Source organism: Nocardiopsis sp. NPDC055879 (genome assembly GCF_053615935.1).
This window is the reverse complement of the sequence record NZ_JBSHCT010000013.1, coordinates 176,589-202,365: the sequence shown is the minus strand read 5'-3', so window position 1 is coordinate 202,365 and position 25,777 is coordinate 176,589. Positions and strand designations below refer to the sequence as shown.

19 protein-coding genes are annotated in these 25,777 nt (G+C 70.0%); 12 read left to right on the top strand and 7 right to left on the bottom strand.

Features of this window, described 5'->3' with window-relative positions; translation table 11 throughout:
- Window positions 1-176 precede the first annotated feature (176 nt).
- Window positions 177-3,503, top strand: a complete 3,327-nt coding sequence (locus ACWGKS_RS17575; RefSeq protein WP_452523209.1) for an AfsR/SARP family transcriptional regulator — start codon at window positions 177-179, stop codon at window positions 3,501-3,503.
- Between the two features lie 63 nt (window positions 3,504-3,566).
- On the opposite strand, the gene ACWGKS_RS17570 is transcribed toward ACWGKS_RS17575, so the two are convergent.
- Complete coding sequence (locus ACWGKS_RS17570; protein WP_358505512.1) at window positions 3,567-4,397, bottom strand: ABC transporter permease; 831 nt, start codon at window positions 4,395-4,397, stop codon at window positions 3,567-3,569.
- A complete protein-coding gene (locus tag ACWGKS_RS17565; protein ID WP_358505515.1) occupies window positions 4,394-5,365 on the bottom strand; it encodes an ATP-binding cassette domain-containing protein in 972 nt (323 codons plus the stop codon). The genes ACWGKS_RS17570 and ACWGKS_RS17565 overlap by 4 nt, the downstream gene beginning before the upstream one ends.
- Window positions 5,366-5,640: 275 nt before the next feature.
- Between ACWGKS_RS17565 and ACWGKS_RS17560 the strand changes: the two genes are divergently transcribed.
- Both ACWGKS_RS17560 and ACWGKS_RS17555 read left to right on the top strand, forming a co-directional pair.
- Window positions 5,641-6,228 carry a PH domain-containing protein gene (locus tag ACWGKS_RS17560; RefSeq protein ID WP_358505518.1) on the top strand — a complete coding sequence of 196 codons (588 nt, stop codon included), beginning with the start codon at window positions 5,641-5,643 and terminating at the stop codon, window positions 6,226-6,228.
- Complete coding sequence (locus tag ACWGKS_RS17555; RefSeq protein WP_358505521.1) at window positions 6,228-8,069, top strand: PH domain-containing protein; 1,842 nt, start codon at window positions 6,228-6,230, stop codon at window positions 8,067-8,069. Before ACWGKS_RS17560 ends, ACWGKS_RS17555 begins: the two co-directional genes overlap by 1 nt.
- 91 nt (window positions 8,070-8,160) lie before the next feature.
- On the opposite strand, the gene sepH is transcribed toward ACWGKS_RS17555, so the two are convergent.
- Window positions 8,161-9,621, bottom strand: a complete 1,461-nt coding sequence (gene sepH, locus ACWGKS_RS17550) for a septation protein SepH (protein WP_358505524.1) — start codon at window positions 9,619-9,621, stop codon at window positions 8,161-8,163.
- Window positions 9,622-10,194: 573 nt separating this feature from the next.
- On the opposite strand from sepH, the gene ACWGKS_RS17545 reads away from it, so the two are divergent.
- Window positions 10,195-11,337, top strand: a complete 1,143-nt coding sequence (locus ACWGKS_RS17545; RefSeq protein ID WP_358505526.1) for a hypothetical protein — start codon at window positions 10,195-10,197, stop codon at window positions 11,335-11,337.
- A gap of 18 nt (window positions 11,338-11,355) precedes the next feature.
- Here ACWGKS_RS17545 and ACWGKS_RS17540 read toward each other — a convergent pair whose 3' ends face one another.
- The gene (locus ACWGKS_RS17540; protein WP_358505529.1) at window positions 11,356-12,654 is read right to left on the bottom strand and encodes a D-arabinono-1,4-lactone oxidase; all 1,299 of its coding nucleotides are present in this window, start codon (window positions 12,652-12,654) and stop codon (window positions 11,356-11,358) included.
- Between the two features lie 133 nt (window positions 12,655-12,787).
- On the opposite strand from ACWGKS_RS17540, the gene ACWGKS_RS17535 reads away from it, so the two are divergent.
- A complete protein-coding gene (locus ACWGKS_RS17535) occupies window positions 12,788-13,819 on the top strand; it encodes a ferrochelatase (RefSeq protein WP_358505800.1) in 1,032 nt (343 codons plus the stop codon).
- 21 nt (window positions 13,820-13,840) lie between these two features.
- Here ACWGKS_RS17535 and ACWGKS_RS17530 read toward each other — a convergent pair whose 3' ends face one another.
- Window positions 13,841-14,689: an isocitrate lyase/PEP mutase family protein gene (locus ACWGKS_RS17530; protein WP_358505531.1), complete on the bottom strand. Its 849-nt coding sequence runs from the start codon at window positions 14,687-14,689 to the stop codon at window positions 13,841-13,843.
- Window positions 14,690-14,853: 164 nt separating this feature from the next.
- On the opposite strand from ACWGKS_RS17530, the gene ACWGKS_RS17525 reads away from it, so the two are divergent.
- From ACWGKS_RS17525 to ACWGKS_RS17515, 3 genes are all read left to right on the top strand, one after another.
- Entirely contained in the window at window positions 14,854-15,528 is a 675-nt protein-coding gene (locus tag ACWGKS_RS17525) for a GntR family transcriptional regulator (RefSeq protein ID WP_358505534.1), read from the top strand.
- Window positions 15,529-15,653: 125 nt separating this feature from the next.
- Window positions 15,654-17,696 (top strand): S9 family peptidase, encoded by a 2,043-nt coding sequence (locus ACWGKS_RS17520; RefSeq protein WP_358505537.1) that lies wholly within the window; start codon window positions 15,654-15,656, stop codon window positions 17,694-17,696.
- A 183-nt stretch (window positions 17,697-17,879) separates the two neighbouring features.
- Entirely contained in the window at window positions 17,880-18,692 is an 813-nt protein-coding gene (locus ACWGKS_RS17515; RefSeq protein ID WP_358505540.1) for an inositol monophosphatase family protein, read from the top strand.
- Window positions 18,693-18,803: 111 nt separating this feature from the next.
- Here the strand turns inward: ACWGKS_RS17515 and ACWGKS_RS17510 are convergent, their stop codons facing one another.
- Complete coding sequence (locus ACWGKS_RS17510) at window positions 18,804-18,968, bottom strand: hypothetical protein (RefSeq protein ID WP_190318366.1); 165 nt, start codon at window positions 18,966-18,968, stop codon at window positions 18,804-18,806.
- 686 nt (window positions 18,969-19,654) lie between these two features.
- On the opposite strand from ACWGKS_RS17510, the gene ACWGKS_RS17505 reads away from it, so the two are divergent.
- The 3 genes from ACWGKS_RS17505 to ACWGKS_RS17495 all read left to right on the top strand — a co-directional run bounded on the left by ACWGKS_RS17505 (window position 19,655) and on the right by ACWGKS_RS17495 (window position 22,377).
- Window positions 19,655-20,308 (top strand): response regulator transcription factor, encoded by a 654-nt coding sequence (locus ACWGKS_RS17505; RefSeq protein WP_358505543.1) that lies wholly within the window; start codon window positions 19,655-19,657, stop codon window positions 20,306-20,308.
- Window positions 20,305-21,564 carry a sensor histidine kinase gene (locus ACWGKS_RS17500; RefSeq protein WP_358505546.1) on the top strand — a complete coding sequence of 420 codons (1,260 nt, stop codon included), beginning with the start codon at window positions 20,305-20,307 and terminating at the stop codon, window positions 21,562-21,564. The genes ACWGKS_RS17505 and ACWGKS_RS17500 overlap by 4 nt, the downstream gene beginning before the upstream one ends.
- Window positions 21,565-22,080: 516 nt before the next feature.
- Window positions 22,081-22,377 carry a DUF4193 domain-containing protein gene (locus ACWGKS_RS17495; RefSeq protein ID WP_013153901.1) on the top strand — a complete coding sequence of 99 codons (297 nt, stop codon included), beginning with the start codon at window positions 22,081-22,083 and terminating at the stop codon, window positions 22,375-22,377.
- Between the two features lie 256 nt (window positions 22,378-22,633).
- On the opposite strand, the gene ACWGKS_RS17490 is transcribed toward ACWGKS_RS17495, so the two are convergent.
- Window positions 22,634-22,909, bottom strand: a complete 276-nt coding sequence (locus tag ACWGKS_RS17490) for a DUF4235 domain-containing protein (protein WP_358505549.1) — start codon at window positions 22,907-22,909, stop codon at window positions 22,634-22,636.
- Between the two features lie 208 nt (window positions 22,910-23,117).
- Here ACWGKS_RS17490 and valS point away from each other — a divergent pair, with 208 nt between their 5' ends.
- The gene (valS, locus tag ACWGKS_RS17485; protein WP_452523202.1) at window positions 23,118-25,703 is read left to right on the top strand and encodes a valine--tRNA ligase; all 2,586 of its coding nucleotides are present in this window, start codon (window positions 23,118-23,120) and stop codon (window positions 25,701-25,703) included.
- Window positions 25,704-25,777 lie beyond the last annotated feature (74 nt).

Here is a 25,777-nt window from a genome sequence, read left to right as displayed (position 1 = left end):
CCGTATCCGGCGCCGTCACACGGTCCTGAGCGAACCCTACTGTGGTCCGGCGAGCCCCGGTGACTCTCGGGAGCGGGTGCCGGGCCGGTCGATGGGGCCGGGACCGGGACCCCCATGGCCGATGGGCCTGTGGATAACCGAAGGCGTCGGTCCGGGGGATCGGTCATCATGAAGCCGTGTGGTTCTCCATTCTCGGTCCCCTTCAGGTGCTCGACTCCTCGGGCGAGCCCGTCGCCGTGGGCGGCGCCCGCCTGCGTACCCTGCTGGTGCTGCTCCTGCTCCGGCCAGGGCGCCCATCGGCCGTGGAGGAACTCACCGACGCCATCTGGGGCGAGGCCGTCCCCAACTCGGCGGGCAACGCCCTGCAGGCCCTGGCCTCACGCCTGCGCCGTGCCCTGGGCGAGGGGATCGGCCTGCTCGGTGACGGCGGAGGATACCGGTTGGACGTCACCCCCGAACAGGTGGACCTGCACGTCTTCGAGGACCTGGCCGGACGAGGCCGGGCCGACCTGACGGCCGGTCGATACGAACGGGCCGAACTCTCCCTGGACGGTGCCCTGGAACTGTGGCGCGGGCCCGCCCTGCCCGACCTCACCTCCCATGGTCTGGCGGAGGAGGTCGCCCTGCGCCTCGGGGAGTCCCATCGCACGGCGGTCGAGGACCTTCTGGAGGCCCGGGTCGCCCTCGGTCGGGCGACGGAGGCCCTGCCCAGGGCCGAGGCGTTGGCGTCCGGGGACCCGCACCGTGAACGCCCCGTCGAACTGCTCATGCGCGCCCTGGCCGGGAGCGGGCGCACCGCCGACGCGCTCGCCTGCTACGAGACCTTCCGGAGCCGATTGGCCGACGAACTGGGGTTGGATCCCTCATCCCGGCTGCGACGGGTGCACCTGGACCTGCTGCGCGGAGAATCGACCCCGCCGCGCCCCGAGGGGGCCGCCGCTCGCGGGGCCCCCGACTCCGCGCCCGGAGGTGACCAACCGGGAACCGGGCCGCTGCCGCCGCTCCGGCTGCCCCACCACCTGACCGAGTTCGTCGCGCGCGAGACCGAGGTCGAGGCGGCCGTCGACCGGCTCACCACCACCCGCGTGGTCACCCTCACCGGCCCCGGGGGCGCGGGCAAGACCCGCCTGGCCACCGAGGCCGCCGCGACCCTGGTCAAACGGTCACCCTCTCTGGTGGGCGAAGGAGTGTGGTGGGTCGAACTCGCACCGGTACGACAGGGGCAGGAACTGCCCGAGGCCGTCGCCGCCGCCCTCGAACTGCGCGAACTCAACGTCATCACGGCGCGCACCGGGGCCTCGCAGGTCACGCCGACGGACCGGATCGCCGCACGCCTGGGCCAACGTCCCTGCCTGGTGGTGCTGGACAACTGTGAGCACCTGATCGAGGAAGCCGCACGATTCGTCCGGACCCTCCTGGCCCGCTGCCCGGGTCTGCGAGTGCTGGCCACCTCTCGGGAGCCGCTCGGCCTGCCGGGTGAGGCCCTCCTTCCGGTCCCCTCGCTCGACCTGCCACCGGAAGGGGCCGACGTCGACCGGGCCCTGGACTGCTCGGCGGTGGAACTGTTCGTCGCCCGCGCGCAGGCGGCACACCCGGGGTTCGGCCTCACCCCCGGCAACGTCGACCACGTCGTGCGCATCACCCGTGAATTGGACGGTATGCCGCTGGCCCTGGAACTGGCCGCCGCCCGCCTTCGGGTGATGAGCCCCGGGCAGCTCGCCGAACGCCTCACCGACCGGTTCCGTCTGCTCACCAACGGAAGCAGGGCGGCGCTGCCTCGTCACCGCACCCTGCGGGCGGTGGTCGACTGGAGCTGGGAGCTGCTGGACGAGGCCGAACGTCGACTGTTGCGCAGGCTCGCCGTCTTCCCCGGCGGCGCCACCCTGGAAGCGATCGAACGGGTGGTGGCCGACCCCGACGGGGAACCGGGTCGGCTCGCCGGACAGGACGTGTGGACGGTTCTGTTCGCGCTGGTGGACAAGTCCCTCGTGATCGCGGAGAGACGCGCCGACGACGACGCGCCGCCCGCCTACCGGCAGCTGGAGACGGTCCGGGCCTACGGGTGGGAGCGCCTGGTGGAGTCCGGGGAGGAGACGCGGGTCCGCGACGCCCACGCCCTGCACGTGTTGGAACTGTGGCGGCGGGCCGACCCCGGCTTGCGCGGACCCGGACAGGTCCTCTGGCTGGACCGGCTCAGGGGCGAGGTGGACGACTGCACCACCGCCTTCCACTGGGCGTTGGAGAGCGGTGACGCCGAACTGGCCCTGGACCTGGTGGAGTACACCCAGTGGTACTGGACACTGGACGGGGCCTGGCGGCAGATCCATCGCTGGTCCGAGCAGGTACTGGAGCTGGTGGGGGAGAAGGTGCCGCCGGGGAGGGAGGTCGCCTACGCCGGTTGTCTGTTCCACAAGGCGGGAGAGATGGTCTCGGGACGCGCGGTCCTGCTGGAACGCCTGGCCCGGGTGGAGGAGGTGTGCGAGGCCGGTGGGACGAAGGTCGAGCGGCATCCGGTGCTCATCTCCTGCCTGGTCTACCGGGCGATGACCGAGGGTGACCCAGACGGCCCCGCCCGGGCACGGGCGGAGATGGCTCTCCAAGGGCAGGAGGATCCCTGGGCCCGGGCGATGGTGTACCTGTCGCTGTCGATGCTCGACGCGGTCTTCGGTGACGCCGCCCGCTCTCGCGCACGGGCGGAGATCGCCCTGTCGACGATGCGCGAGTGCGGGGACGTGTGGGGACAGTGCAACGCCCTGGCCCAGCTCGTGGACGCGACGATGGCCACCGACCTGCAACGCTCCCGTGCATTGCTCCGGGAGGGCATCGACCTGGCCGAGGGCTCCGGGCTGGATGGGCTCGGCGGGCTCTTTCGCACTCTCATGGCCCAGATCCTGGTCGAACTCGGCGACACGGACGACGCCGCCCTCGAACTCGAAAGGATTCAAGCCGAAACGGCACAGGACGAGCACCGGGTCACCCATCACATGATCAGGATCCACTGGATGCAGGCCACCGGGGACTTGGCGGGGGCCCGACGGTTGCTGGAACGTACAGACCCCCTGGTTCGTGGTCTGGGCGGGTTCGCGCCGGTCTACATCGAACCCACCTGGCGCACTCTGTCCGCCGAACTCGCCTGGGCCGAGGGGGACGTCGAACGGGCCTGGGCCGAGGCGGGGCGGGCGTGGTGGCTCTCCCGCAACGGGTCCGACATGTCCGGGTTGGGCGCGTTGGAGATCCTCTCCCGGCTGACCGAGGACACCGATCCCCGATGGGCCGCGGAGCTGTTGGGGTACAGCGCTGGATTGCGCGGGGTCCTCAGAACCGCCTCCGCCAGGATCGAGGCCCTGCGTTCGCGCCTGGCCCGAACGTTGGGAGAGGCCGAGGTGGAGCGGTTGATCACCCGGGGGCGCGAGACGCCCAGAGCGCGGATCCTGGAGAAGACGGCGCGGTGGCTGGAGCCGATCGTGCCCGACGACGTCGACGCCGGAGACTGGCGCCGCTGAGCCCTGAGCCCTGAGCCCCGAATGTCCCGGTGGGCGGGACGTTCGGGTGGACACGGTGGTCCCTCAGGTGCGGCGCCGGTAGGCCCACACCGCCAGTGGGAAGAAGATCGCCGTGATGATGACCGACCACACCAGGGTCCAGGTCACCGGTCCGGCGACGTCGCCACCGATCATCAGCGCGCGCATGGCGTCCACCACGTGGGTGACCGGGTTGTTCGCGGCGATGGGCGCGAGCCAGCCCGGCATGTCGTCGGGTGCGACGAACGCGGAACTACCGAAGGTCAGTGGGAACAACAGGATCATCGCGAAGGACTGCACGGCCATGGGGGTGCGGGCGAGCATCCCCACGAAGGCCGACATCCAGCACAGCGCGAAGGCGAACAGCAGGATCAGGGCGGCGGCGACCAGCACACCGACCACCCCGCCCTCTGGTCGGAACCCGATGGCCAGTCCGACCAGCAGCACCATGACGACCGTGATGGCGTAACGGACGAGGTCGCCCAGGATCGCACCGATCAGCGGCGCCGAACGGGCGATGGGCAGCGAGCGGAAGCGGTCGAAGATCCCCTTCTCCACGTCCTGGCTCAGGCTGAAACCGGTGCCCATGGTCGCGAAGATGACCGACTGCGCGATGATGCCGGGCATCAGGAAGTCCCGGTAGGTCTGCCAGTCGCCCATCATCGCCTGACCGAAGACGAAGACGAACAGGGTCACGAACATGACCGGCTGCAGCATCAGCCCGAAGACCTCTTCGGGGTTGGCCTTGATCTTCAGCACGCTGCGCCAGGTGAGTTGGAGCCCGTTCTGCACGGTCACCAGCGGGCTGATCCGCTGTGGGATGTGCGGTACGGGTCCGGAGGAGGCGGCCGATGGCCGGGTGGTCACGGTGCTCACGGGCGAGCTCCCTCGGGGTCGTTGTCGGTCTCCGTGGCCTCGGCGGTGTGCCCGGTCAGGGCCAGGAACACCTCGTCCAGGCTGGGTTTGCGCAGGGACAGTTCACCCACGGCCACACCCTGTTCGTCCAGGCGACGGACCACCTCGGGCAGGATGGAGGCGTCGTTGACCGGCACGCCGGCCACCAGTCCGTCGCTGTTGACGGGGGCGCTCGTGACCGCCTCGATGATCTTGGTCGCCAGGGGCAGCTGAGCGCTGTCCACCGTGCGCAGCTCCAGGACCTGGTCGCCGGCCTGGTTCTTGAGTTCCTCGGGTGTCCCCTGGCTGATCACCTTGCCGTGGTCCAACACCATGATGTCGTCGGCCAGTTGGTCGGCCTCTTCCAGGTACTGGGTGGTGAGCAGCACGGTCACCCCGTCTCCCACCAGGTCACGGACCACGGCCCACAGGCCGTTGCGGCTGTGCGGGTCCAGACCGGTGGTCGGTTCGTCCAGGTACAGCAGCGCCGGGCGCCCGACCAGGCTCGCGGCCAGGTCCAGTCGGCGGCGCATGCCTCCCGAGTAGGTCTTGGCCGCGCGCCCGCCGGCGTCGGCGAGCCCGAAGCGCTCCAGCAGTTCGGCGGACCGGGTCCGGGCCTGGGCCCGATCGAAGCCCAACAGGCGGGCGATGAGCACCAGGTTCTGGGTCCCGGTCAGCTCGGCGTCCACGGCGGCGTACTGGCCGGTCAGGCCGATCTGTCGGCGCACTTCGTGGGGTTGGCGCACCACGTCGAACCCGCCGACGGTGGCGTATCCGCCGTCGGGGCGCAACAGCGTCGACAGGATGCGTACGGTCGTGGTCTTCCCGGATCCGTTGGGTCCCAGGACGCCCAGCACGGCCCCCGTCCTGGCGGTCAGGTCTACTCCGTCCAGGGCACGGGCGCCCTTGAACTCCTTGACCAGACCTTCCGCGCGAATGGCGTCGGTCATCAGGTTCCTCCGTTTCAGCGTCTGTCCTCAGTGTGCCGACCGGTGCTGACAGAACGCTGATATGTGCGTTCGTTCCTGACGCCCTGAAATGTCAGCTCCGGGTGTCAGGAGGTGCAGGTGTCCCGCTGTGGAAGGAACACCGGACCGGAACGAGCCCTTCCCCACGTCCCCTGCTTTCTCGGAGGACCTGGTGAGGGCGCCGGCCGATGGAATAGGGCGCGTGCCGGGGCCGGGGCCCAGCGGAGGCCTTGAAGATACGGCCTAGACTCGGGCGGGTGACGAACTTCCCGCCCCACGACGCCGTACCCCGGCCGGGGGAGACACCCGACCCAGCGGACCCGGGGACGGGCGTGGCCCGACTACGCCCGCCACTACGGAGGGTGAGCAGCCGGTCGATCGGGGTGTGGACGTTGCGCATGGCCTTCGGAGCGCTGTTCAACCTGGCCCTGATCAGCGCCGCGGCCTGGGCCCTGGGCAACTTCGCCTGGGGCTGGGTGCCGACGTGGGCGCACGAGAACGCCTGGGTCTTTCCCTCCGTCTACGTCCTGTACGCCCTGCTCAAGATCGCCATCGTGCCCTCATGGCGTTACCGGGTGCACAGGTGGGAGGTCAACGAGGACGTCATCTACACCCGCGCCGGCTGGATCAGCCGGGCCTGGCAGCTGGTGCCGGTCAACCGGTTGCAGACGGTCGACCATACCCAGGGCTGGTTGGAGCGGGTCTTCGACGTGGCCACGCTCCAGGTACGCACCGCCTCCTACGCCGGTTCTTCGACCATCGAAGGTCTGGACGCCGAGGAGGCGCGCCGGCTCAGTGAGGAACTCGCGGTGCGCGCCGGGGCGCTTCGGGACGACGCCACCTGATGGATCCACGACACGACCCCCACGAGCACCCCGAGACCCATCGACCCGAGACCGGGTCCGGTGGTTGGGTCGCGCCCGGCAGTACCTCCGGCACCCCTGAGTCCTCCGGGCCCGGCACACCTCCCTCGGGCCCGTACGCCCCCGTCGAGGGGCAGAGCCACTGGTGGCCCGCGCCCCCCGGAGCCCCCACCTTCGCCGAACCCGCCGGACCCGCTGGACCGGCTGGACCCACCCCACCAGGGGAAGAGGCTCCCCGTTCCTGGTGGGGTGAGGATCCCGCCGGCCAAGGCTCGCCCTTCGGAGCGGAGACCGCCCGCAGGCTCAGCCCGCGCACCCTGGTTGTCGGACCCATCATCCAGATCCGGGGCCTGCTGTTGCCGATCGCCGCCGGTCTGGTGGTCGGCGGGTTCAACCCCTGGATCCTGACCGCCACCCTGCTCGCGGTCTTGGGACTGCTCATCGGCGGGTTCGTCACCTGGAAGACCTTCCGCTACGAGATCGGCGAGGAACGCCTGGAGATCCGCAGCGGTCTGATCAGACGCTCCCGGCGCACCATCCCCCTGGAACGGGTGCGCGGGGTCGACGTCACCAGCAGCCTGCTGCACCGCATGCTGGGTGTGGCCGTGGTGCGCATCGAGGCCGCGTCGGGGGCGGGCGAGACCGAGGACGGCAAACTCGACGCGGTGGACGCCACCGAGGCCGAACGTCTGCGCACGGTCCTGCTGCACCGCAAGGCCGTGCTCAGCGGACGGAGCGAGGAGGCGGCCACCGTGGGGGAGGACGGCATCGCCTCCGCCACCGCCGCCACCGCCGGGGCGGGAGCCTCCGGGCCCGTGGCCGCGTCGGGCGAGGACACGGTCACCTACTTCCGGATGCCCCGGAGCTGGTACCTGTTCGGGGCGCTCAGCGTGGGCCACCTGGTGACCCCGTTCGTGCTCCTGGCCACCCTGTTCGGCATGGTCCAACAGTCCGCCGGGCAGATGGCCACCGACTTCCTCGTGGACTGGGTGACCAGTACCGATCGAGGCTTCCTTGTGGTGTTCGCCGCGGTGTCCGCGGGTGTGCTGGTGTTGTTGATGCCGGTCTTCGCGGTGGTCTCCTACGCCCTCACCCACTGGGGGTTCACGCTCCGGGGCCGGGACGGCTCCCTGGTGGCCGAACGCGGTCTGTTCACCCGCCGCAGCGTCACCCTGGAACGGCGCCGTATCCGCGGGTGCGAGCTACGGGACAACCCTCTCGAACGCACCCGTGGCGCGGTGCGACTGCGCGCCATCGTCACCGGGCTGGGAGACACCGCCAACCGTGCGGTCCTGCTGCCCATCGGACCCCGCCCCAAGGTGGAGGCGGTGGTCGACCGCGCCCTGGACCTGTTCCGAGGCCGGCTCACCCGTCACCCGCAGGCGGCCCTGTACCGGCGTTTCACGCGCGCCGTGCTGCCGTTCGTCGTGGTGGCGGCGGTGGCCCTCTACCTGGACCTGGTCTGGTTGACGGTCGCGGCCGGGGTGCTCGCGCTGCTAGGGGTGCCCTTGGCGGTGGACCGGTACCGGTCTTTGGGCCACGGCTATGACGGGGAACGGGTGAGCGTGCGCTCGGGTTCGTTGCAGCGCGGCCAGGCCACGGTGGAACGGTCGGCGGTGATCGGGTGGACCTGGACCCAGACGCTGTTCCAACGTCGCTCGGGGCTGGCCGACCTCCAGGTGACCGTGGGCGCCGGAGCGGGCGGTTACACGGCCCAGGACGCCTCGTTGGAGGAGTCGGTCGACTTCGCCGGGCGCATCACCCCGGAGATGGTGCGGCCCTTCCTGGTGGACGACCAGGGTCCACACCGGGACACCACCTGAGCCACGGGTTCCACGAGCCGGGAGGACCCCGGACGGGAACGAGGGGGCGATCACCGACCGGTGATCGCCCCCTCGCCTCGGCGGGTGGCGCCTACTCGTTCTTCTTCGAACCGAACATGATCTCGTCCCAGGAGGGAACCGAGGCGCGGCGTCCTCGCCCCTTGCGCTTGGGAGCGGCACTGTTCCCGGCGTTGGCCCCGGTGGCCCCGTTGGTGCCGCCCGCGGCGGCCGGGACCGGGGGCTGCTCGTCCACGGCTCGTCGTGGGGTGCCCTTGTCGTTGAGGTCGATGGTGGCGCGACGTCGACGCGGTCGCTCGGGTTCGGCCGCGGGCGGGGCCGGCTCGGGATCGGGAGCCGGTGCCGGCGCCGGACGCGCGTCCAGCCAGTCCGGGGTTCCCGGGGAATCGGGACGGCCACGCGTCTCGGACAGGTATCGGGGTTCGGGCTCCGGTTCGTCGAACACGGCCGAGGGGCGCACCGGTTCGGGCTCCTCGTAGCGTTCGGTCCGCTCCATGGGGTGCTCGACCGGGCGTTCCACCGGACGTTCGGCGGGCCGCTCGGGTCGCGTGGGCGGCTCCGCCATGGGGTGGCGCCGCGGTGGCTCGTTCCGCGAGAAACCGGGCATCGGGGCGGCGGGTGGTGCCTCCTGAGGTGTGTGCTCCGACCCGCGTTCGGGAGCCCGCTCCGCGGGGCGTTCGGTCACCCGCTCGGGCCGCTGACGCGTCGGGTGCCCGGGCTCCTCGCGGATCGGGACCCCGAACTGGTCCGTCTGCGGGGCCGGGCGCAGGGGCTCGTCCAACGGCGTGTCCTGCGCGGACGACAGGCGACGCGGAGCGATGTGCCCAGGGCGGCGCTCGGCGGCGGACTGTGCGTCCAGGCGGGGCAGGTCGGTGGTGGCCTCGTTGCGGCGCGGGGCGAACGGGGTGACGTTGGCCGCGGGCGAGGCCGGCGAGGGCTCCTCGAAGGAGAACCTGGCGGCCTCCTCGAAGGAGAACCTGGCGGCCTCCTCGTCGGCCGGAGCGACGGAGTTGTGTCTGGGCTCGTACAGCCAGTGGGCGACACGCTCGTCGCCACCCTGCAGGAAGACGAGCTTGAGTTGCCAGGTGCGATCCTCGCGCTTCCAGGAGTCCCACACGGCGTCGCCGGTCTCCAACTGGTGGGCGCCGATCCGCTTGGTGACGATCTCTTCCAGGGAGGGACCGGGTACGGCGTCGCCCTGGGCGCGCACGGTGGCGCGTTGGGCCTGTTGCGCGATGTACTCGCGCTCCTGGAGCACGGGTCCTTCGAACCAACGCACCCGTTCGATGGGTATCCCGGAGATCTCGGAGATGGCCTCCGCGGTCTCGCCGGACCGGATGCGGGCCTGGATTTCCTTGGGGCGCAACGGATTCTCCACTTCGATCTCGTACTGGCCGAGCCGGGAGAACTGGCCGCGTACGGCGGCTCGCAGGCGGTCGTCGACGGGCAGCATGAATCGGGTTCCACGACCGGTGCTGGCCAGCACCAGGTAGGTGCCGTCCTCGCTCACGGCCACGAGGCGAAGCTCGTGCATCGCCCTCCCTTTCACGTCCCGTCGAGGGTCGGTATAGACCGTCCCTCGCGTTCTCCAAGTCTGGTCGGCCGACAACTGTTCGGCCAGTACCGCGCCCGGCATGTCCGAACTGTGCCCGCCTCCCGGCCCGTGGTGGTCACCACGGTGGGAGTCGACCCCGGGTGCCCGGGGCCCTCACGGTCGCTTCCGTTGCCAATCTTGACACGGTGAGCCTTGCGCGACCGGGAGCGATCGTCGGTGAATGTCGCCGATCCCGTACGAAGGCTCCGCGGTGATGGTATCCCGCGTACCTCGAATCACCCCAGGCCTGGGAAAAACTCCGATTTCGGGCCAAGTAGAGACATCACCCATCTTATGATTCGCAACTCGACACGCCGATGGACGCCAGATGGCGATGCTTCTTATTTGATGGCGTTATCAGAGGCCTGCCCCCCTTAAGGTGAGGTATCCATCTATGGGCGTTATGTGAACTTTGGGGCCTACGGGGATATCTGCCCCACCACACGCCCATCCCATGCCATGACGAGTGTCCCGCCGCGCCCACGCGCGGCCGACGGAGGGGGACCGCACACCATGCCCAGACCGGAGTACGGGGGTGGGCCGAACGAGCGGGGTCGATCGACCGGCCGGGCCCATCGCGCGGACCATGACACGGAGGACGCCCGGGACGATCGACGCGGCGAGGACGACAAGGACGACAAGGGCAAGCGCATCGACCTGAGCGTGGCCCAGGTCGTGGGGGCCGGCATGGCCACCCTGACCGCGGCGACCGCCGCCTCCTACCTGAACGTCTACGGAACCGTCATCGGCACCGCCGTCATGGCCGTGCTCAGCACCAGCGCCACACCGGTGATCCAGCACTGGATCACCCGCAGCGGAGAACGGGCCAAGGGTCTGGCGGGGAAGGCCAAGCATCCCCACGACGCTCCTTTCGCGGAACGGCCGGAATCGGCCATCGAGAGGGACGACCTCGGCGCCACGGCCGCCTTCCGGGCCCCCGCGGTCTTCCAGGACCCCGAAGACGCCACCCGGACCATGGCCATGCCCTCCCTGGGGCACGATCTGCCCGGTCGGACCCTGGCACACGGATTCGGAAATCCCGCCGACCCGGATCGGCCCCATGACCCGGTCCCGGGCGAGCCGACCGAACTCCTGCCCTCGGTAGGGCCCCGCGACCGCTCCGGCGCCGTGGCTTCGGACACGACCGGGGAAGGGGGAACACGCCCCAAGCGTGGCCTGCGCGCCGTCCTCATCCCCGCCGGAGTGGTGTTCGTCCTGGTCATGCTGGTCGTCCTGGCCTTCGAGTTGCTCACCGGGCGCTCCCTGACCGCCTGGACCCAGGGCCAGGACGAGCCGACCTCGCCCTCCCTGCTGGGTGGTCAGTCCGCCCCGGCCCACCCCGGGGAGGACGACGAGGACGATGAGGACACCGACACCTCCGAGAGCGACCAGGGGCCACAGGAGGAGGGGACGGAAACCGCCCCCGGAACGGGGACCGAGGAGCCGGCCGAACCCGGAACGACCCCGGGCGACCAGGGCACCGACACCCCGACCGTGCCCACCGACCCGGCCGAACCGCCGGCGGAGGAACCCGAACCGGAACTGCCCGAGGAGCCGGCCGAACCCGGACCGGGCGACGGCGGCCAGGGAGGGGACGCCCCGCAGGACGGCGCTCCCCAGAACGGCGCCCGGGGCGAGTCCGCGCCCACGGGCTGATCACCCGCCGACCACGGGTCAGCCGAACACCCGGTCCAGGTAGGCGTTGCCGAAACGGCGGTGCGGGTCCACTCGATCCCGCACCGCCAGGGCGTCGCCCAACCGCGGGTAGACCCCCTCCAGATAGGCACGGTCGCGGGTGTGCAACTTGCCCCAGTGCGGGCGTCCGCCCACCGACGTGAACAGCGCCTCCAGGTCCGCGAAGTACTCCCGGTAGGGCGTCCCCTGGTACATGTGCACGGCCACGTAGGCGCTCTCGCGCTCATGGGCGGTCGACAGCCACACGTCGTCGGCGGGGGCGAAGCGCACCTCCACGGGGAAGCTCACCCGATGGTCGCCGCGATCCACGATCGAACGCGCCTCGCGCAGGACGTCCGCCACGTGTTCGGCGGGGATCGCGTACTCCATCTCCACGAAGCGTACGTTGCGCACCGAGGCGAACACCTTGTGCGAGACGTCGGTGTAGGAGCGCGCCGACAGCGCCCGGGAGCTGATCTGGTTGACCGTGGGGACCGTCGCCGGGAAGCGACGGCACACCCGGTTGACCCGTTCGAAGACCCGGTTGGACAGGAACTCGTCGTCCAACCACGCCTTGAACGGAGCCAGGGGCCGGGGCGGGCCTTCGCTGATGTTGTTGCGCTTGGTGTTGGTGTTGCCCGTGTGCGGGAACCAGAAGAACTCGAAGTGGTCGTTGTCGGCGCGTAGCTCCGGCAACCGCTCCAACACCTCGTCCAAGGGCATGGGCACCTCCTCGGCCCGCAACAGGAAGGCCGGGCGCACCGCGAAGGTCAACGCCGTGACGACGCCGAACGCGCCCAACCCCACCCGGGCCGCGTGGAACAGGTCCGGTTCGTGTTCGGCCGAGCACTCCACCACCGAACCGTCGGCCAGGACCATCTCCATACCGACCACCTGGCTCGCCAGGCCGCCCGCGTCCCGCCCGGTGCCGTGCGTCCCCGTCTGGACCGCGCCCGAGGCGGTCTGAACGGCGATGTCGCCCATGTTGGCCAGTGCCAGACCCCGCTCGGCCAGGGCGTCGTTGAAATCGCACAGGGGCGTGCCCGCGGCCACGGTGGCGGTACCGGCCACGGGGTCGACCGAACGCAATCCGGTCAGGGAGGTGGGGGAGAGCAGTAGCCCGTCGGTGATGGCCACGTCCGTGAAGGAATGACCCGTACCGACCATACGGACCCGCAGGTCCTCGGCCGCCGCGGTGATCACCGCCGCCGCGACCTCCTCGGTGCCGCCGGGGGTCGTCGTCCGACGGGGGCGGGCCTGGTAGGTGTCGGCCCAGGTGTGCCACAACACATCAGTCATGCGGCGACATTACCGACCGGTCACTTATGTGACCAGAGTCTTGAGTGGAGCTGGTCACTTCCAGGCCGCAAGTCCCACGACATGGGGTGGGGGCGGATCCGGGCGGGCCTCGGAAACTGGTTACATGAACAGCATGAGGCCTTACGACGCGTTTTTGCTGATCTCCTTCGGTGGACCGGAGGGCGAGGACGAGGTCATCCCGTTCCTGGAGAACGTCACCCGCGGGCGCAACATCCCCCGCGAAAGGTTGGCGGAGGTCGGTGAGCACTACTTCCTGTTCAAGGGAGTGAGCCCGATCAACCAGCAGTGCCGGGACCTGCTCGCCGCCATCACCACCGACTTCACCGAACAGGGCATCGACCTGCCCATCTACTGGGGCAACCGGTTCTGGGCGCCGATGCTCACCGACACCCTGGCGCGGATGAGGAAGGACGGTATCCGCCGCATCCTGGCGATGCCGACCTCCGCGTACTGCAACTGGTCCAGCCGGACCGCCTACCACGAGGACATCGAGCGAGCCTTGGCCGACCTCGGCCCGGACGCCCCCGAGGTCGAGCTGATCCGTCCCTTCTACGACCACCCCGGGTTCATCGAACCCCTGGTCGAACACGCTCGCGCCGCCCTGGAGGAGCTGCCCGCCGACAAGCGTGCGAGCGCGCACCTGCTGTTCTCGGCGCACTCCATCCCCATGACCATGGCCGAGGCCAGTGGCGGTCCAGGGCAGACCTTTGGGCCGGAGGGCGCTTACGGCGCCCAGTTGGCCGCGGTGGCCCGCCTGGTCGCCGAACGGGTCGGTGGGGACCACCCCTATGAGGTCGTCTACCAGTCCCGCAGCGGTCCGCCCGGTCAACCCTGGCTGGAGCCGGACATCAACGACCGGCTGCGGGAACTGGCCGACGAGGGCGTGGGCGCGGTGGCGGTCATTCCGCACGGATTCGTCTCCGACCACATGGAGGTCAAGTTCGACCTCGACGTCGAGGCGCGTGAGACGGCCGAGGAACTCGGCGTGGACTACGCGCGCGCTCTCAGCCCGGGTACGCACCCGGCGTTCGTGTCGATGGTCTCCGACCTGGTGCGCGAGTACACCGAGCAGGGCGAGGAACGGCGGCTCACCTCCCTGCCGCGCTGCAACGAGGGCGGTGGCCGGTGCTGTGAGCGGCACTGACCCTCACGGTGTCGGCCGGGGTCAGGTCCCAAGTGCGAGGTAGTCCTCGGTCCGGACGATCTCCTCGCGCTCGGCGAACGACGCCAGTTCGTCCGCGACGGCCGAGCTGTCGCCGTCCCGGACGATGGCCTCCAAGGTGCGCTGGGCGGCCCTGATCACCGCCCGCTGGAGGTCGGAGGGGATGATGACGAGGCGGTACCCCAGCTCGGCCAGGCGCCGCTTGGACACGAGCGGGGTCCTGCCCCCGTGGAACATGTTGATCAGCTTGGGCTCGGGGATCTCCCCGGCGATCAGCTCGATCTGCTCCACGCTCTCCGGAGCCTCCACGAAGATGACGTCGGCCCCGGCCTCCAGGTAGGCGCGCGAACGTTCCAGCGCGGCCTCCACGCCCTCCGAGGCGATCGCGTCGGTACGGGCGATCACGACCAGGTCGGGGTCGGTCCGCGCGTCCAGCACCGCGCGTAGTTTGCCGACCATCTCGGCGGTGGGGACCAGTGACTTGTCGTCGAGGTGCCCGCAGCGCTTGGGGAAGGTCTGGTCCTCCAGATGGAGCCCGGCCACCCCCGCGCGCTCGAACAGTCCCACCGTGCGGACCGCGTTGACGGCGTTGCCGAATCCGGTGTCGGCGTCGGCGATGACCGGCAGCGAGGTCACCGCCGTGATCTGGGCCAGCCGGTCCGCGACCTCCGTGACCCCCAGTAGCCCGATGTCGGGCACCCCGTGGCCGCGCGCGATCGCGCCGCCACTGGCGTAGAGCAGCTCGGCTCCGCTCTGTTCGGCCAGTCGGGCGGTGAGCCCGTCGAAAACCCCCGGGGCGACGTGGGTGCCGTCCCCGTCGAGCAGTGCTCGCAGCCGTGTGGTCGCTCTCATCCTCGGGCCCTTCTCAGCGATTCGGTACCGGCACGGCGGGCCTGGTGATCGACCCGCCCATGGGCTGGATACCGTTTGTATACAATCCGGGAAGAGCTTGGCGGCCCACGTGGAACGATGTCAAGCGGCACGGCGATGGTGGATCTCGGGAACGGGGAGCACGGGTGGGACAGGGCGATCTGGTGTACGAGCGGCTGCGCGAGGAGATCGTGGAGTGGGAGCTGGCCCCGGGCACGCACCTGAACGAGACCCGGCTGGCCGAGCGCCTGGGCGTGTCCAGGACGCCCTTGCGCGAGGCTCTGCGTCGCCTCACCAGGGACGACCTGGTACGGATCAGTCCGGGCCGGGGCGCCTTCGTCACCGAGATCGCGCTCCAGGACATCGTGCACCAGTTCCAGATGCGCGAGGCGCTGGAGACCTACGCCGTACGGCTGTGCGCCCGCGCCTGGGAGCGCTCGGTGTTCGCGGAACTGGCGGGGGACTTCCGCGAGTGGGAGACCCGCTTGGAACAGGCCGGCGAGGGCGTCGACGACACCGACTACTACGCGCTCACCGACCGCCTGGACACCGCGGTCTCCGAGAACGCCGCCAACCCCTACCTGGCGGACTCGCTCACCTCCGTCCGCCGGCACCTGCGGCGGCTACGCCGACTCGCGCGCCGTACGCCCGAGCGGATGGTGCTCAGCGCCCGTGAGCACGCCCGGATCTGCCGCGCCGTCCACGAGGGGGCCGAGGACGCCGCGGCCCGGGCCGCGGCGGAGCACGTCGACAACAGCCTGCGCCACATCCTCGGGGTCATGGGCGGCGTCGCGTCGGGTGGTGCGACCGTACCGTCCTGAGGGTGTGGGTCAACGATGTTGACCACCTCTGAGGTGGGAAGACGGGAAACCCGGTGGTGATGCGGGTCACCGCGGACGATAGGGTCGTCCCCGACCACAAGTCGACGGTTTCAGGAGTATCTGTCTTGGTTCGTTCCTGGTATGAACTGCCGGAGTACGTCCGTCTACGCCGCGTGAACGGGCTGCGCCTGTCCCCGGACGGCACCCGCCTCGTCGCGCCCGTGAGCGACATCGCCCCGGACGCAAAGTCCTTCCGCAGCGCGCTGTGGGAGATCGACGTCGCTCCGGAGTCCGAGGGCGCGGGCGCGCCCAGACGACTGACCCGTTCCACCAAGGGCGAGTCGAGTGCGGAGTTCCTCCCCGACGGTTCGGTGCTCTTCGGTACCGGACGTCCCGACCCCGAGTCCGCCTCCGAGGACAAACCCAAGGCGGCGCTGTGGCTGTTGCCCGCCGACGGTGGCGAGGCCCGTCAGGTCGCCTCGACCCACGGTGGCGTCGGTGCCTTCGGGATCGCCCGGGACAGCGGCCTGGTCGCCTTCACCGGCCGGGTGCTGCCTCGCTCACAGGACCAGGAGGCCGACTCCGAGGCCCGCAAGGCGCGAGAGGAGGCCGGGGTCACCGCGATCCTGCACGAGGCCCTTCCGGTGCGCTCCTGGGACAGCGACGTCGGTCCCGACCACCCCCGCCTGTTCACCGCCACCCCGCCCGAGGACGAGGACTCCCGCCTGGGCGAGCCCCGGGACCTCACCCCCGACGCCGGCATGGCCCTGTTGGGCTCGGCCCCGGAGGTGTCGCCCGACGGCTCCACCGTGTACGTGACCTGGTCGGTGCCCACCTCCAAGGGAGCCGGCCGCAGCGAGGTCGTGGCCATCGACACCGCCACCGGACGACGCCGCACCATCGCCGGTGGCCCCGACGAGGCACTGGAGTTCGGGTCCCCCTCCATCTCCCCGGACGGCGCCCGTCTGTTGGTGTACGCCGACTCCGAGGGCGAGTACCACGGAGAGCCCCGTGACGCCACCCTCTGGATCGTCGACCCGGCCACCGGCGAAGGTCGTGACCTGCTGGAAGGCCACGAACTCTGGCCGCGGGACTACGCTTGGTCCGCCGACTCGAACACGGTCTTCCTCGTCGCCGACCAGAACGGCCGCCGCCCCGTGTTCCGCGTGGACGTGGCCTCGGGCGAGCTGACTCGTCTGACCGGCGACCACGGCGCCTACAGCGAACTCAACCCCTCCCCGGACGGCCGCCACGTCTTCGCCATGCGCGACGCCTGGGACCACCCGCCCGCGCCGGTACGCCTGGACGCCGACGTCACCGACGGCGAACCCACCTACCTGCGCACCCCGGGTTCGGAGTTGTCCATGCCGGGCACGCTCACCGAGATCGAGACCACCGCCGACGACGGCACCCGGATCCGCTCCTGGCTGGTGCTGCCGGAGGAGGCCTCCGCCGACTCGCCCGCCCCGCTCATGCTCTGGGTCCACGGCGGCCCGTACATGAGCTTCAACGGGTGGAGCTGGCGTTGGAACCCGTGGCTGCTCGCCGCCCGAGGCTACGCCGTGCTGCTCCCGGACCCCGCCCTGTCCACCGGTTACGGCCAGGACATGCTGCGCCGCGCCTGGGGCAAGTGGGGGCCGCGCACCCACGCCGACGTCATGGCCATCACCGACGCCGCCGAGGCGCGCGAGGACATCGACGCCGAGCGCACCGCCATGATGGGCGGTTCCTTCGGCGGTTACATGGCCAACTGGATCGCCGGGCACACCGACCGGTTCAAGGCCATCGTCTCCCACGCGTCCCTGTGGCAGCTGGACGGTTTCAGCGGCACCACGGACTACCCGCCGGTCTGGGAGAGCGAGTTCGGTACGCCGCTGGATCGACCGGAGCGTTACGAGCTCAACTCCCCGCACCTGCACGCGGACAAGATCCGCACGCCCATGCTCGTCATCCACGGCGACAAGGACTACCGGGTGCCCATCGGTGAGGGCCTGAAGCTGTGGCGCGACCTCCTCCTGCACGAGGTCGAGGCCAAGTTCCTGTACTTCCCCGACGAGAACCACTGGATCCTCAGCCCGGGCAACGCACAGGTCTGGTACGAGACGATCTTCGCCTTCCTGGACCACCACGTCCACGGCAAGGAGTGGGTCAAGCCCGACCTGCTCTGACCCTGCTCGCCAGGGCCGGGTGAACGACCGGCGGGGCCCGGTGGACGGAGAGTCCACCGGGCCCCGCTTCGATGTTCCAACGGTGTTCCAATGGTGCCCGGGGCCGGAGGATCCTCGCCGCGTAGGGTGCCAGGAGAGTGCCCGGACAGCCGCGTTCGGGGCCCAGAACGGAAGAGGGCAGCAGTGAGCACCAGCCAGTCCCCACACGACCGAGGGAAGCTGCGGGACCTGGCCGTGGCCGTGGCCGCGGAGGCCGGGGAACTCGCGGCCAAGGGACAGGAGGGCATCACCGTCCTGGACACCAAGTCCAGCCCGACCGACGTCGTCACCGAGATGGACCGGGCCACCGAGGAACTCATCCGCGACCGTTTGCTCGCGGTCAGGCCGCACGACGCGATCCTGGGTGAGGAGGGCGGTGGTGTCGAGGGCACCAGCGGGGTGCGCTGGGTGGTGGACCCCATCGACGGCACCGTCAACTACCTGTACGGCTCCCCGGACTGGGGCGTGGCGATCGCCGCCGAGATCGACGGGGTGGTCGTGGCCGCGGCGGTCGGCGTCCCCTCCCGCGGGCAGATGTTCGAGGCGGTCCTGGGCGGAGGGGCGCGGCTGGACGGTCGCGCGTTGCGCGCCCCGGACGCGGTGCCGCTGGACCAGGCCCTGGTGGCCACCGGGTTCGGGTACTCGGCGGGCCGACGGGTCCACCAGGCGCGGGTGCTGACCGAGGTGGTGGGGCACGTGCGCGACATCCGACGGATCGGAGCGGCCTCTATCGACCTCACCGGCCTGGCGGTGGGGCGCTGCAACGCCTACTACGAGCGGGGCCTGAACCTGTGGGACTGGGCGGCGCCCGGTCTGGTCGCCACCGAGGCGGGCGTGCGCCTGGGAGGTCCCGGGGGCGGGCCGCCCTCCGAAGACCTGGTGATCGCCGCCCGACCCGGCCTGTACGAGCGGCTCGACGCGCTCTTGGCGCCGTTGGGCGCCGACACCGACGGCTGACGGCCGACGGTCCTCACCGGACACAAGGGACCCCGGGCGGATCACGCCCGGGGTCGAAATGTTCGTGGGCGGGCGCGGCCGACCCGGGTCCGCCGCCCCGCCTTGTTCCGGCTAGTGCAGAGTGTCGACGCCGTTTCGGGCGGCGATGCGGTACAGGTCCTCGAGTTCCGACGCATGTGTGTCGGCGAGGAAGTCGTCCCCGGCGGCCTGCGCCGACTGGAGCGACCGGTAGGTCTCGTTGATACGGACCTTGATCTCCGCCATGAACTCGCCCATTGCACCTCTTCCAGGGGTAGGCACCGGAGCATGGTGGCGCACCGGTGCACATGCGTGTGCCCACGCTGTTCACGTGGCACGAACCGAAGTCGTCACGACCCTGTGACATGAACGCCCGTCGCGGTCCGGGCAGGGCCCGGTGTCCACGCGTGCGTTTCCTACGTCTACCTCACTGTGACCCAGGTCAAACCTCCACCCCCCGCACGGTGATGTTTCCGTGATTCAGATCCAGATTCCGCAAAGCGGAAATCCGCCCGTCAGTGGCGACCATGGTCCGCCGAGTGGTCCCGCGAGGAAGGGGGTCGTGGCACCGAGTGAAGTCGTGGAAAAGAGTGTCCCAAGACACATTTTTCGGCAGTGGCCAGTGCTTACTCATTTCTTATTGTTGATGTGTCAGATTTGAGATGTGCGGGGTTGAGTCGTCGCCGGCGGTTGGGGGATTCGCCGGCGGCGACCACTCCGCGCACAGGGGTCGTACAGACTCCCGGCCCAGCGCCCGTGACACACGGGGGTAGAGGACGAGCGGAACACTTCACAGTGTTCCCCGAACGGGTTTACCGTGTCCTTACCCCGATCGTGGGAGAACGGTTGACGCGGTCGGGACCGAGAACGCCGCTGCCGGTGTGTTGGGGGATGCGCCGGCAGCGGCCCCCTTTTTTGTTTCCCGACCCCCCTGAAGGACAACGTTGCGAGTACTCGTGGTCGAAGACGAACGGGTCCTGGCCGACGCCGTGGCCGTTGGACTACGGCGGGAGTCCATGGCGGTGGACGTGGTCTACGACGGCGACACGGCCCTGGAACACACCGCGGTCAACGAGTACGACGTCGTCGTCCTCGACCGCGATCTCCCCGGAATCCATGGCGACGAGGTCGCCCGCACCCTGGTCGCGGAGGCCTACAACGGCCGCATCCTGATGCTCACCGCCTCCGACGGGGTCCAGGACAGGGTCGACGGGCTCACCCTGGGCGCCGACGACTACCTCCCCAAACCCTTCGCCTTCCCCGAACTGATCGCCCGGGTGCACGCCCTGGGCCGCCGTTCGGCGCCGCCGCTGCCACCGGTACTGGAACGCCACGGCATCACCCTGGACCCGGCCAACCACCGAGTGCACCGTGAGGGCCGCGAGATCGGCCTCACACCCAAGGAGTTCGCGGTCCTGCAGGTGCTCATGCGCGCGCAGGGCACCGTGGTCAGCGCCGAGGGCCTGTTGGAGAAGGCCTGGGACGAGAACGCCGATCCCTTCACCAACGTCGTCCGGGTCACCGTCATGACCCTGCGCAAGAAGCTCGGCAGCCCACAGGTCATCCAGACGGTTCCCGGCGCCGGGTACCGACTGTGAGACCGGGCGAGCGTCCCGAACCCGGACAGGTGGAGGCCACTCGCCCCGGGGACACCGGGACGTGGCGCAGCCTGAACTCGGTGGCGCCCGGTGGGGAGAGCACCGAACGCTCGGCCGCCCACTCCACGGTTCATCGCTTCACCGACAACCTCAGCCTGCGGGCCCGCCTCACCCTCATCTACGGGATGCTCTTCTTCGCGGCGGGCTCCGTGCTGGTCCTGGTCAACTACCTGGTCGTCGCGGTCCTGCTCAACGCGCTCCTGGCCGAGGAGAGCCTGGCCGAGCTCATCGAGCACAGCCACCACATCGAACAGGTCCTCACCCACGTCACCCGCTTCTCGTTGCTGGCGCTGTTCCTGGTCGGGTTGCTCGCGGTGGCGCTGGGGTACGCGGTGGCCGGGCGGGCGCTCTCGCCGTTGCAGAAGATCACCCGCATAGCCCGACGGCTGTCCGAACGTTCCCTGCACGAACGCATCGCGCTGTCCGGACCCGACGACGAGATCCGTGAGCTCGCCGACACCTTCGACGGCATGCTGGAACGTCTGGACCGTGCCTTCGACGGGCAACGGCGCTTCGTCGCCAACGCCTCACACGAACTGCGCACGCCGTTGGCCATCAACCGCACCCTGCTCGAAGTGGCGTTGAGCGCCCCGGACGTGTCCGCCGACCTCAAGAGCGTCGGGCACACCCTCCTGGAGACCAACGCCCGCCACGAACGCCTCATCGACGGGTTGCTGTTCCTGGCCAAGACCGACCGCGAACTGGAGGTCAAGGCCAAGGTCGACCTGGGCGAGGTCGCCGGCACCGTGCTCAGCCAACTGTCCGGGGGCATCGACTCCTCCGGTCTCTCCCTGCGTCAGGACCTGCGTCCCGCCCTGGTGGTGGGCGACCCCGTCCTGCTGGAACGACTGGTCGCCAACCTGGTGGAGAACGCCCTCAAGTACAACGTCGAGGACGGTGAGATCACCGTGCGCAGCGGCATGTACGAGGGTATGCCCGCGGTCCAGGTGGAGAACTCCGGCAAGGTCATCCCCGCCTACGAGATCGAGGGTCTCTTCGAACCGTTCCGGCGCGGCTCCGGCGACCGTGTGGGTTCGGGCCGCAGTGCCGGTCTGGGACTGTCCATCGTGCGCTCGGTGGTGCGCGCCCACGAGGGCGTGGTCACCGCCTGGCCCCGCGCCGGCGGCGGTCTGGTCGTCACCGTGTGTCTGCCGCCCTCACCCGGGCAGGGCGGCGAGAGCGCCGACCGCCGTTGAGGAAACGGCGGTTTCGACCTTCCGAAGCACCCATCGGAAAAAGAGGGGCGCACCGTCCCCACGCTTCCAAAGCTGCGCCTGTCCACGCTTCGTGGTATTTATACGTGTCCGAAGACACGCCCACCCCTGTCACGAGCCACGAGTCGGGGTGGGTATGCTTCCCCGGGCGTGGACACGGAGGGAATCCCTCCTGACATGGGCATGTCTTGGTTATCGCCCCGGCCCGGGGGAGTGTTCCATACTTGCCCTTCCTGTGGGCGCGTACGTGTTTTCCGGTCTACGAGACGCTCGACGTTGGGTAGTACACGAGAACGACCAGTGCAGGGGCCATCGATTATTGGCCGCCTCCGGTCACGATTTCGTGAAAATGCTACTGACCTGTGGAAGGTGACCCGGGAGGGGGCACCGAACACGGACTTCGGGAAAACTCATTGGCCGATTCGGGCACAACCAAGGTCTCTCAAGCGTTACACCCGCGCGATGAGGCACTAAACGAGGGGGATGGAGTTAGCAGAGATGGCCACCGACTACGACAGCCCGCGCAAGACTGACGAGGACATCAACGAGGACAGCCTCCAGGAGCTGCAGGCGCGGCGCGTGGACAAGGGCACCGGCACCATCGACGTCGACCCCGACGAGGTGGCCGAGGGCATGGAATTGCCCGGTGCGGACCTGTCGGGCGAAGAACTCGCGGTCCGGGTACTGCCCCGCCAAGCCGATGAGTTCACCTGCTCGCGCTGCTTCCTGGTGCACCACCGCAGTCAGCTCGCCGAGCAGCGCGCCGGCCAGCTGGTCTGCAAGGAGTGCGCCTGATCGATCGGCGGGTCCCCCGACCCCCGATGGTCCCGGGAACCCGACGGGACCGGGGAACGGACCCGTGACGGTCACCCCTGGGTGACCGGGCCGCCGCCTCCGCGTGAACGGGGGTCCCGCACGGCGGTGGGCGCGACGACGGCGGGCGGTGGACGGCCGACTCCAGACGGGGAGGATCCCGATGGGGTGAGCCGTCCACCGCCACCCGTTCGTCGAGGTGGGGCGGGCCCCACACGCGCCGTGGTCGGATCCGCGGTCAGATCTCCAGGTCGCGTCCGCCGGACCCGACCAACCGCTTTCGGGTGGCGCGTACGGCCAGGACCCGGGCCACCTCCACGCCCACACCCGCGACCACGGCCCAGCTCAGGGCGCGTCCCAGGCTCACGTCGGGGGACTCCAGGTCCGTCGGAGGTTCCTCGCCCGTCGCGCGCGTCCAGGCGAAGGTCAGCGCCTTGCGAGTGACGAACTCGGCCGCGAAACCGGCGACCATCCCGAGGACGACCGGTGCGACCTCACCGTCCTTCTTAGCCATGTGAATCGTTCACCGTTTCCTTGTGCGTACGATGGTGCGCGCACAAGCGCACCGTCTGCGGTGAAAGTCTTTCACGCCAAGGCCGTCCCGCGCAGCGCGGCGTGCTCCCACATCCCCGCGCGTTCGAGGCACGGATCACGTTCCCTGGGCGGTCAGGGGCCTGGAAACCCGGAGCGAAGTGGCTCTCGGGAGCATTACCATTGCCCCCATGACCAACCGCTCTCATTCCTTCCGCATGCCCGACAAGCCTTCGCTGGACGGTATCGAGGCGAAGTGGGTGGACGTATGGGATGAGTCCGGCGTCTACCATTTCGACCGTAGCCGCAGCCGCGAGGACGTCTACTCGATCGACACCCCACCACCCACGGTCTCTGGTTCGCTGCACATCGGCCACGTGTTCTCCTACACGCACACCGACACCGTCGCGCGTTTCCAGCGCATGAACGGCAAGGCCGTCTTCTACCCGATGGGTTGGGACGACAACGGCCTGCCCACCGAGCGTCGTGTCCAGAACTACTACGGTGTGCGCTGCGACCCGTCGATCCCCTACGAGCCGGACTTCGAGCCGCCGGCCAAGCCCGACCCCAAGCGGCAGGTCCCCGTCTCCCGGGGCAACTTCATCGAGCTGTGCGACAAGCTCACCATCGAGGACGAGAAGGTCTTCGAGTCGATCTGGCGTCGCCTGGGGCTGAGCGTCGACTGGCGGCACACCTACGCCACCATCGACGACAACTCCCGCACGGCCGCCCAGCGCGCCTTCCTGCGCAACCTCTCCCGCGGCGAGGCCTACATGGCCGAGGCGCCCACCCTGTGGGACGTCACCTTCCGTACCGCGGTGGCCCAGGCCGAGCTGGAGGACCGCGAGCGTCCCAGCGCCTACCACAAGGTCGCCTTCCACAAGCCCGACGGCACCCCGGTCCACATCGAGACCACCCGCCCCGAGCTGTTGGCCGCCTGCGTCGCCCTGGTCGCCCACCCCGACGACGAGCGTTACCAGGACCTGTTCGGCACCACCGTGACCAGCCCGGTCTTCGGTGTCGAGGTCCCGGTCAAGGCCCATCGCCTGGCCGACCCCGAGAAGGGGTCCGGCATCGCCATGATCTGCACCTTCGGTGACACCACCGACGTCACCTGGTGGCGCGAGCTGCAGCTGGAGACCCGCCCCATCATCGGCTGGGACGGCCGCATCATCGCCGACCCGCCCAGGGGTCTGGGGTCCGAGGCCGGACGCGAGGCCTACGCGCGACTGGTCGGCGCCACCGTCCACACCGCGCGCGAGCGCACCGTGGAGCTGCTGCGCGAGAGCGGCGCCCTGGTCGGCGAACCCACGCCCATCACCCACCCGGTGAAGTTCTTCGAGAAGGGCGACAAGCCCCTGGAGATCGTCACCACCCGCCAGTGGTACATCCGTAACGGCGGTCGGGACGAGGACATCCGCGCCCGGCTCATCGAGCGCGGCCGTGAGCTCACCTGGCACCCGGCGCACATGCGGCAGCGCTACGAGAACTGGGTCCAGGGCCTCAACGGCGACTGGCTGATCAGCCGTCAGCGCTTCTTCGGCGTGCCCTTCCCGGTCTGGTATCCGCTGGACGCCGACGGCAACCCGAACTACGACGAGCCGCTGCTGCCCACCGAGGAGCAGCTGCCCATCGACCCCAGCTCCCAGGCGCCCGCCGGGTACACCGAGGAACAGCGCGGGCAGGCCGGCGGGTTCATGGGCGACCCCGACGTCATGGACACCTGGGCGACCTCCTCGCTGTCACCGCAGATCGCCTCCGGTTGGGAACGAGACCAGGACCTGTTCGAGCGGGTCTTCCCGATGGACTACCGCCCCCAGGGCCAGGACATCATCCGCACCTGGCTGTTCTCCACGGTGGTCCGCGCCGACTTCGAGAACGGCACCCTGCCCTGGAACACCACCGGGATCTCCGGCTGGATCCTGGACCCGGACCGCAAGAAGATGTCCAAGTCCAAGGGCAACGTCGTCACCCCGGTCGCGCTGTTGGAGAAGTACAGCTCCGACGCGGTCCGGTACTGGGCGGCCAGCGGCCGTCTGGGCACCGACACCGCCATGGACGAGGGCCAGATGAAGATCGGCCGCCGGCTGTCCATCAAGGTCCTCAACGCCAGCAAGTTCGTCATGTCGGTCGCGGGCGAGGACGCCTCCAGCGACCCGACCAAGGTCACCGAACCCCTGGACCGGGCGATGCTGGCGGCACTGGCCGAGGTGGTCGAAGAGGCCACCACCGCCTTCGTCGACTACGACCACACCCGGGCACTGGAGCGCACCGAGCGTTTCTTCTGGGACTTCTGCGACGACTACCTGGAACTGGTCAAGACCCGGGCCTACGACACCGAGTCCACCGAGGGCGCCTCGGCCCGTGCCGCGCTGCTCATCGCCCTGGGTGCCCTGCACAAGCTGTTCGCGCCCTTCGTCCCCTTCGTCACCGAAGAGGTCTGGAGCTGGTGGCGGGAGGGTTCGGTGCACGCCCAGGCCTGGCCCGACGCCGCCGAGTACCGTTCTGCCGCCGCGGGCGGCGACCCGGCCGTCCTCGCCGCCACCGCCGAGGTGCTGCGCGAGGTCCGCAAGGCCAAGTCCGAGGCGAAGCTGTCCATGCGCGCCGAGGTCGAGCACGTGAAGGTCTCCGGTAAGCAGGTCGAGGCCGCCCGCGCAGCCAAGGCCGACATCGCGGCCGCCGGTCGCGCCACCGCGATCGACTTCCAGGCCACCGACGACGCCGAGCTCACCGTCGAGGTCACCATGCCCCCGGCCGAGGAGCCGGCCGCCGAGTAACGATTCGGCGAGAACACGCGAGGGCGGGGCGGCACCGGGAACACAACCGGGGCCGCCCCGCCCTCGTTCATCCT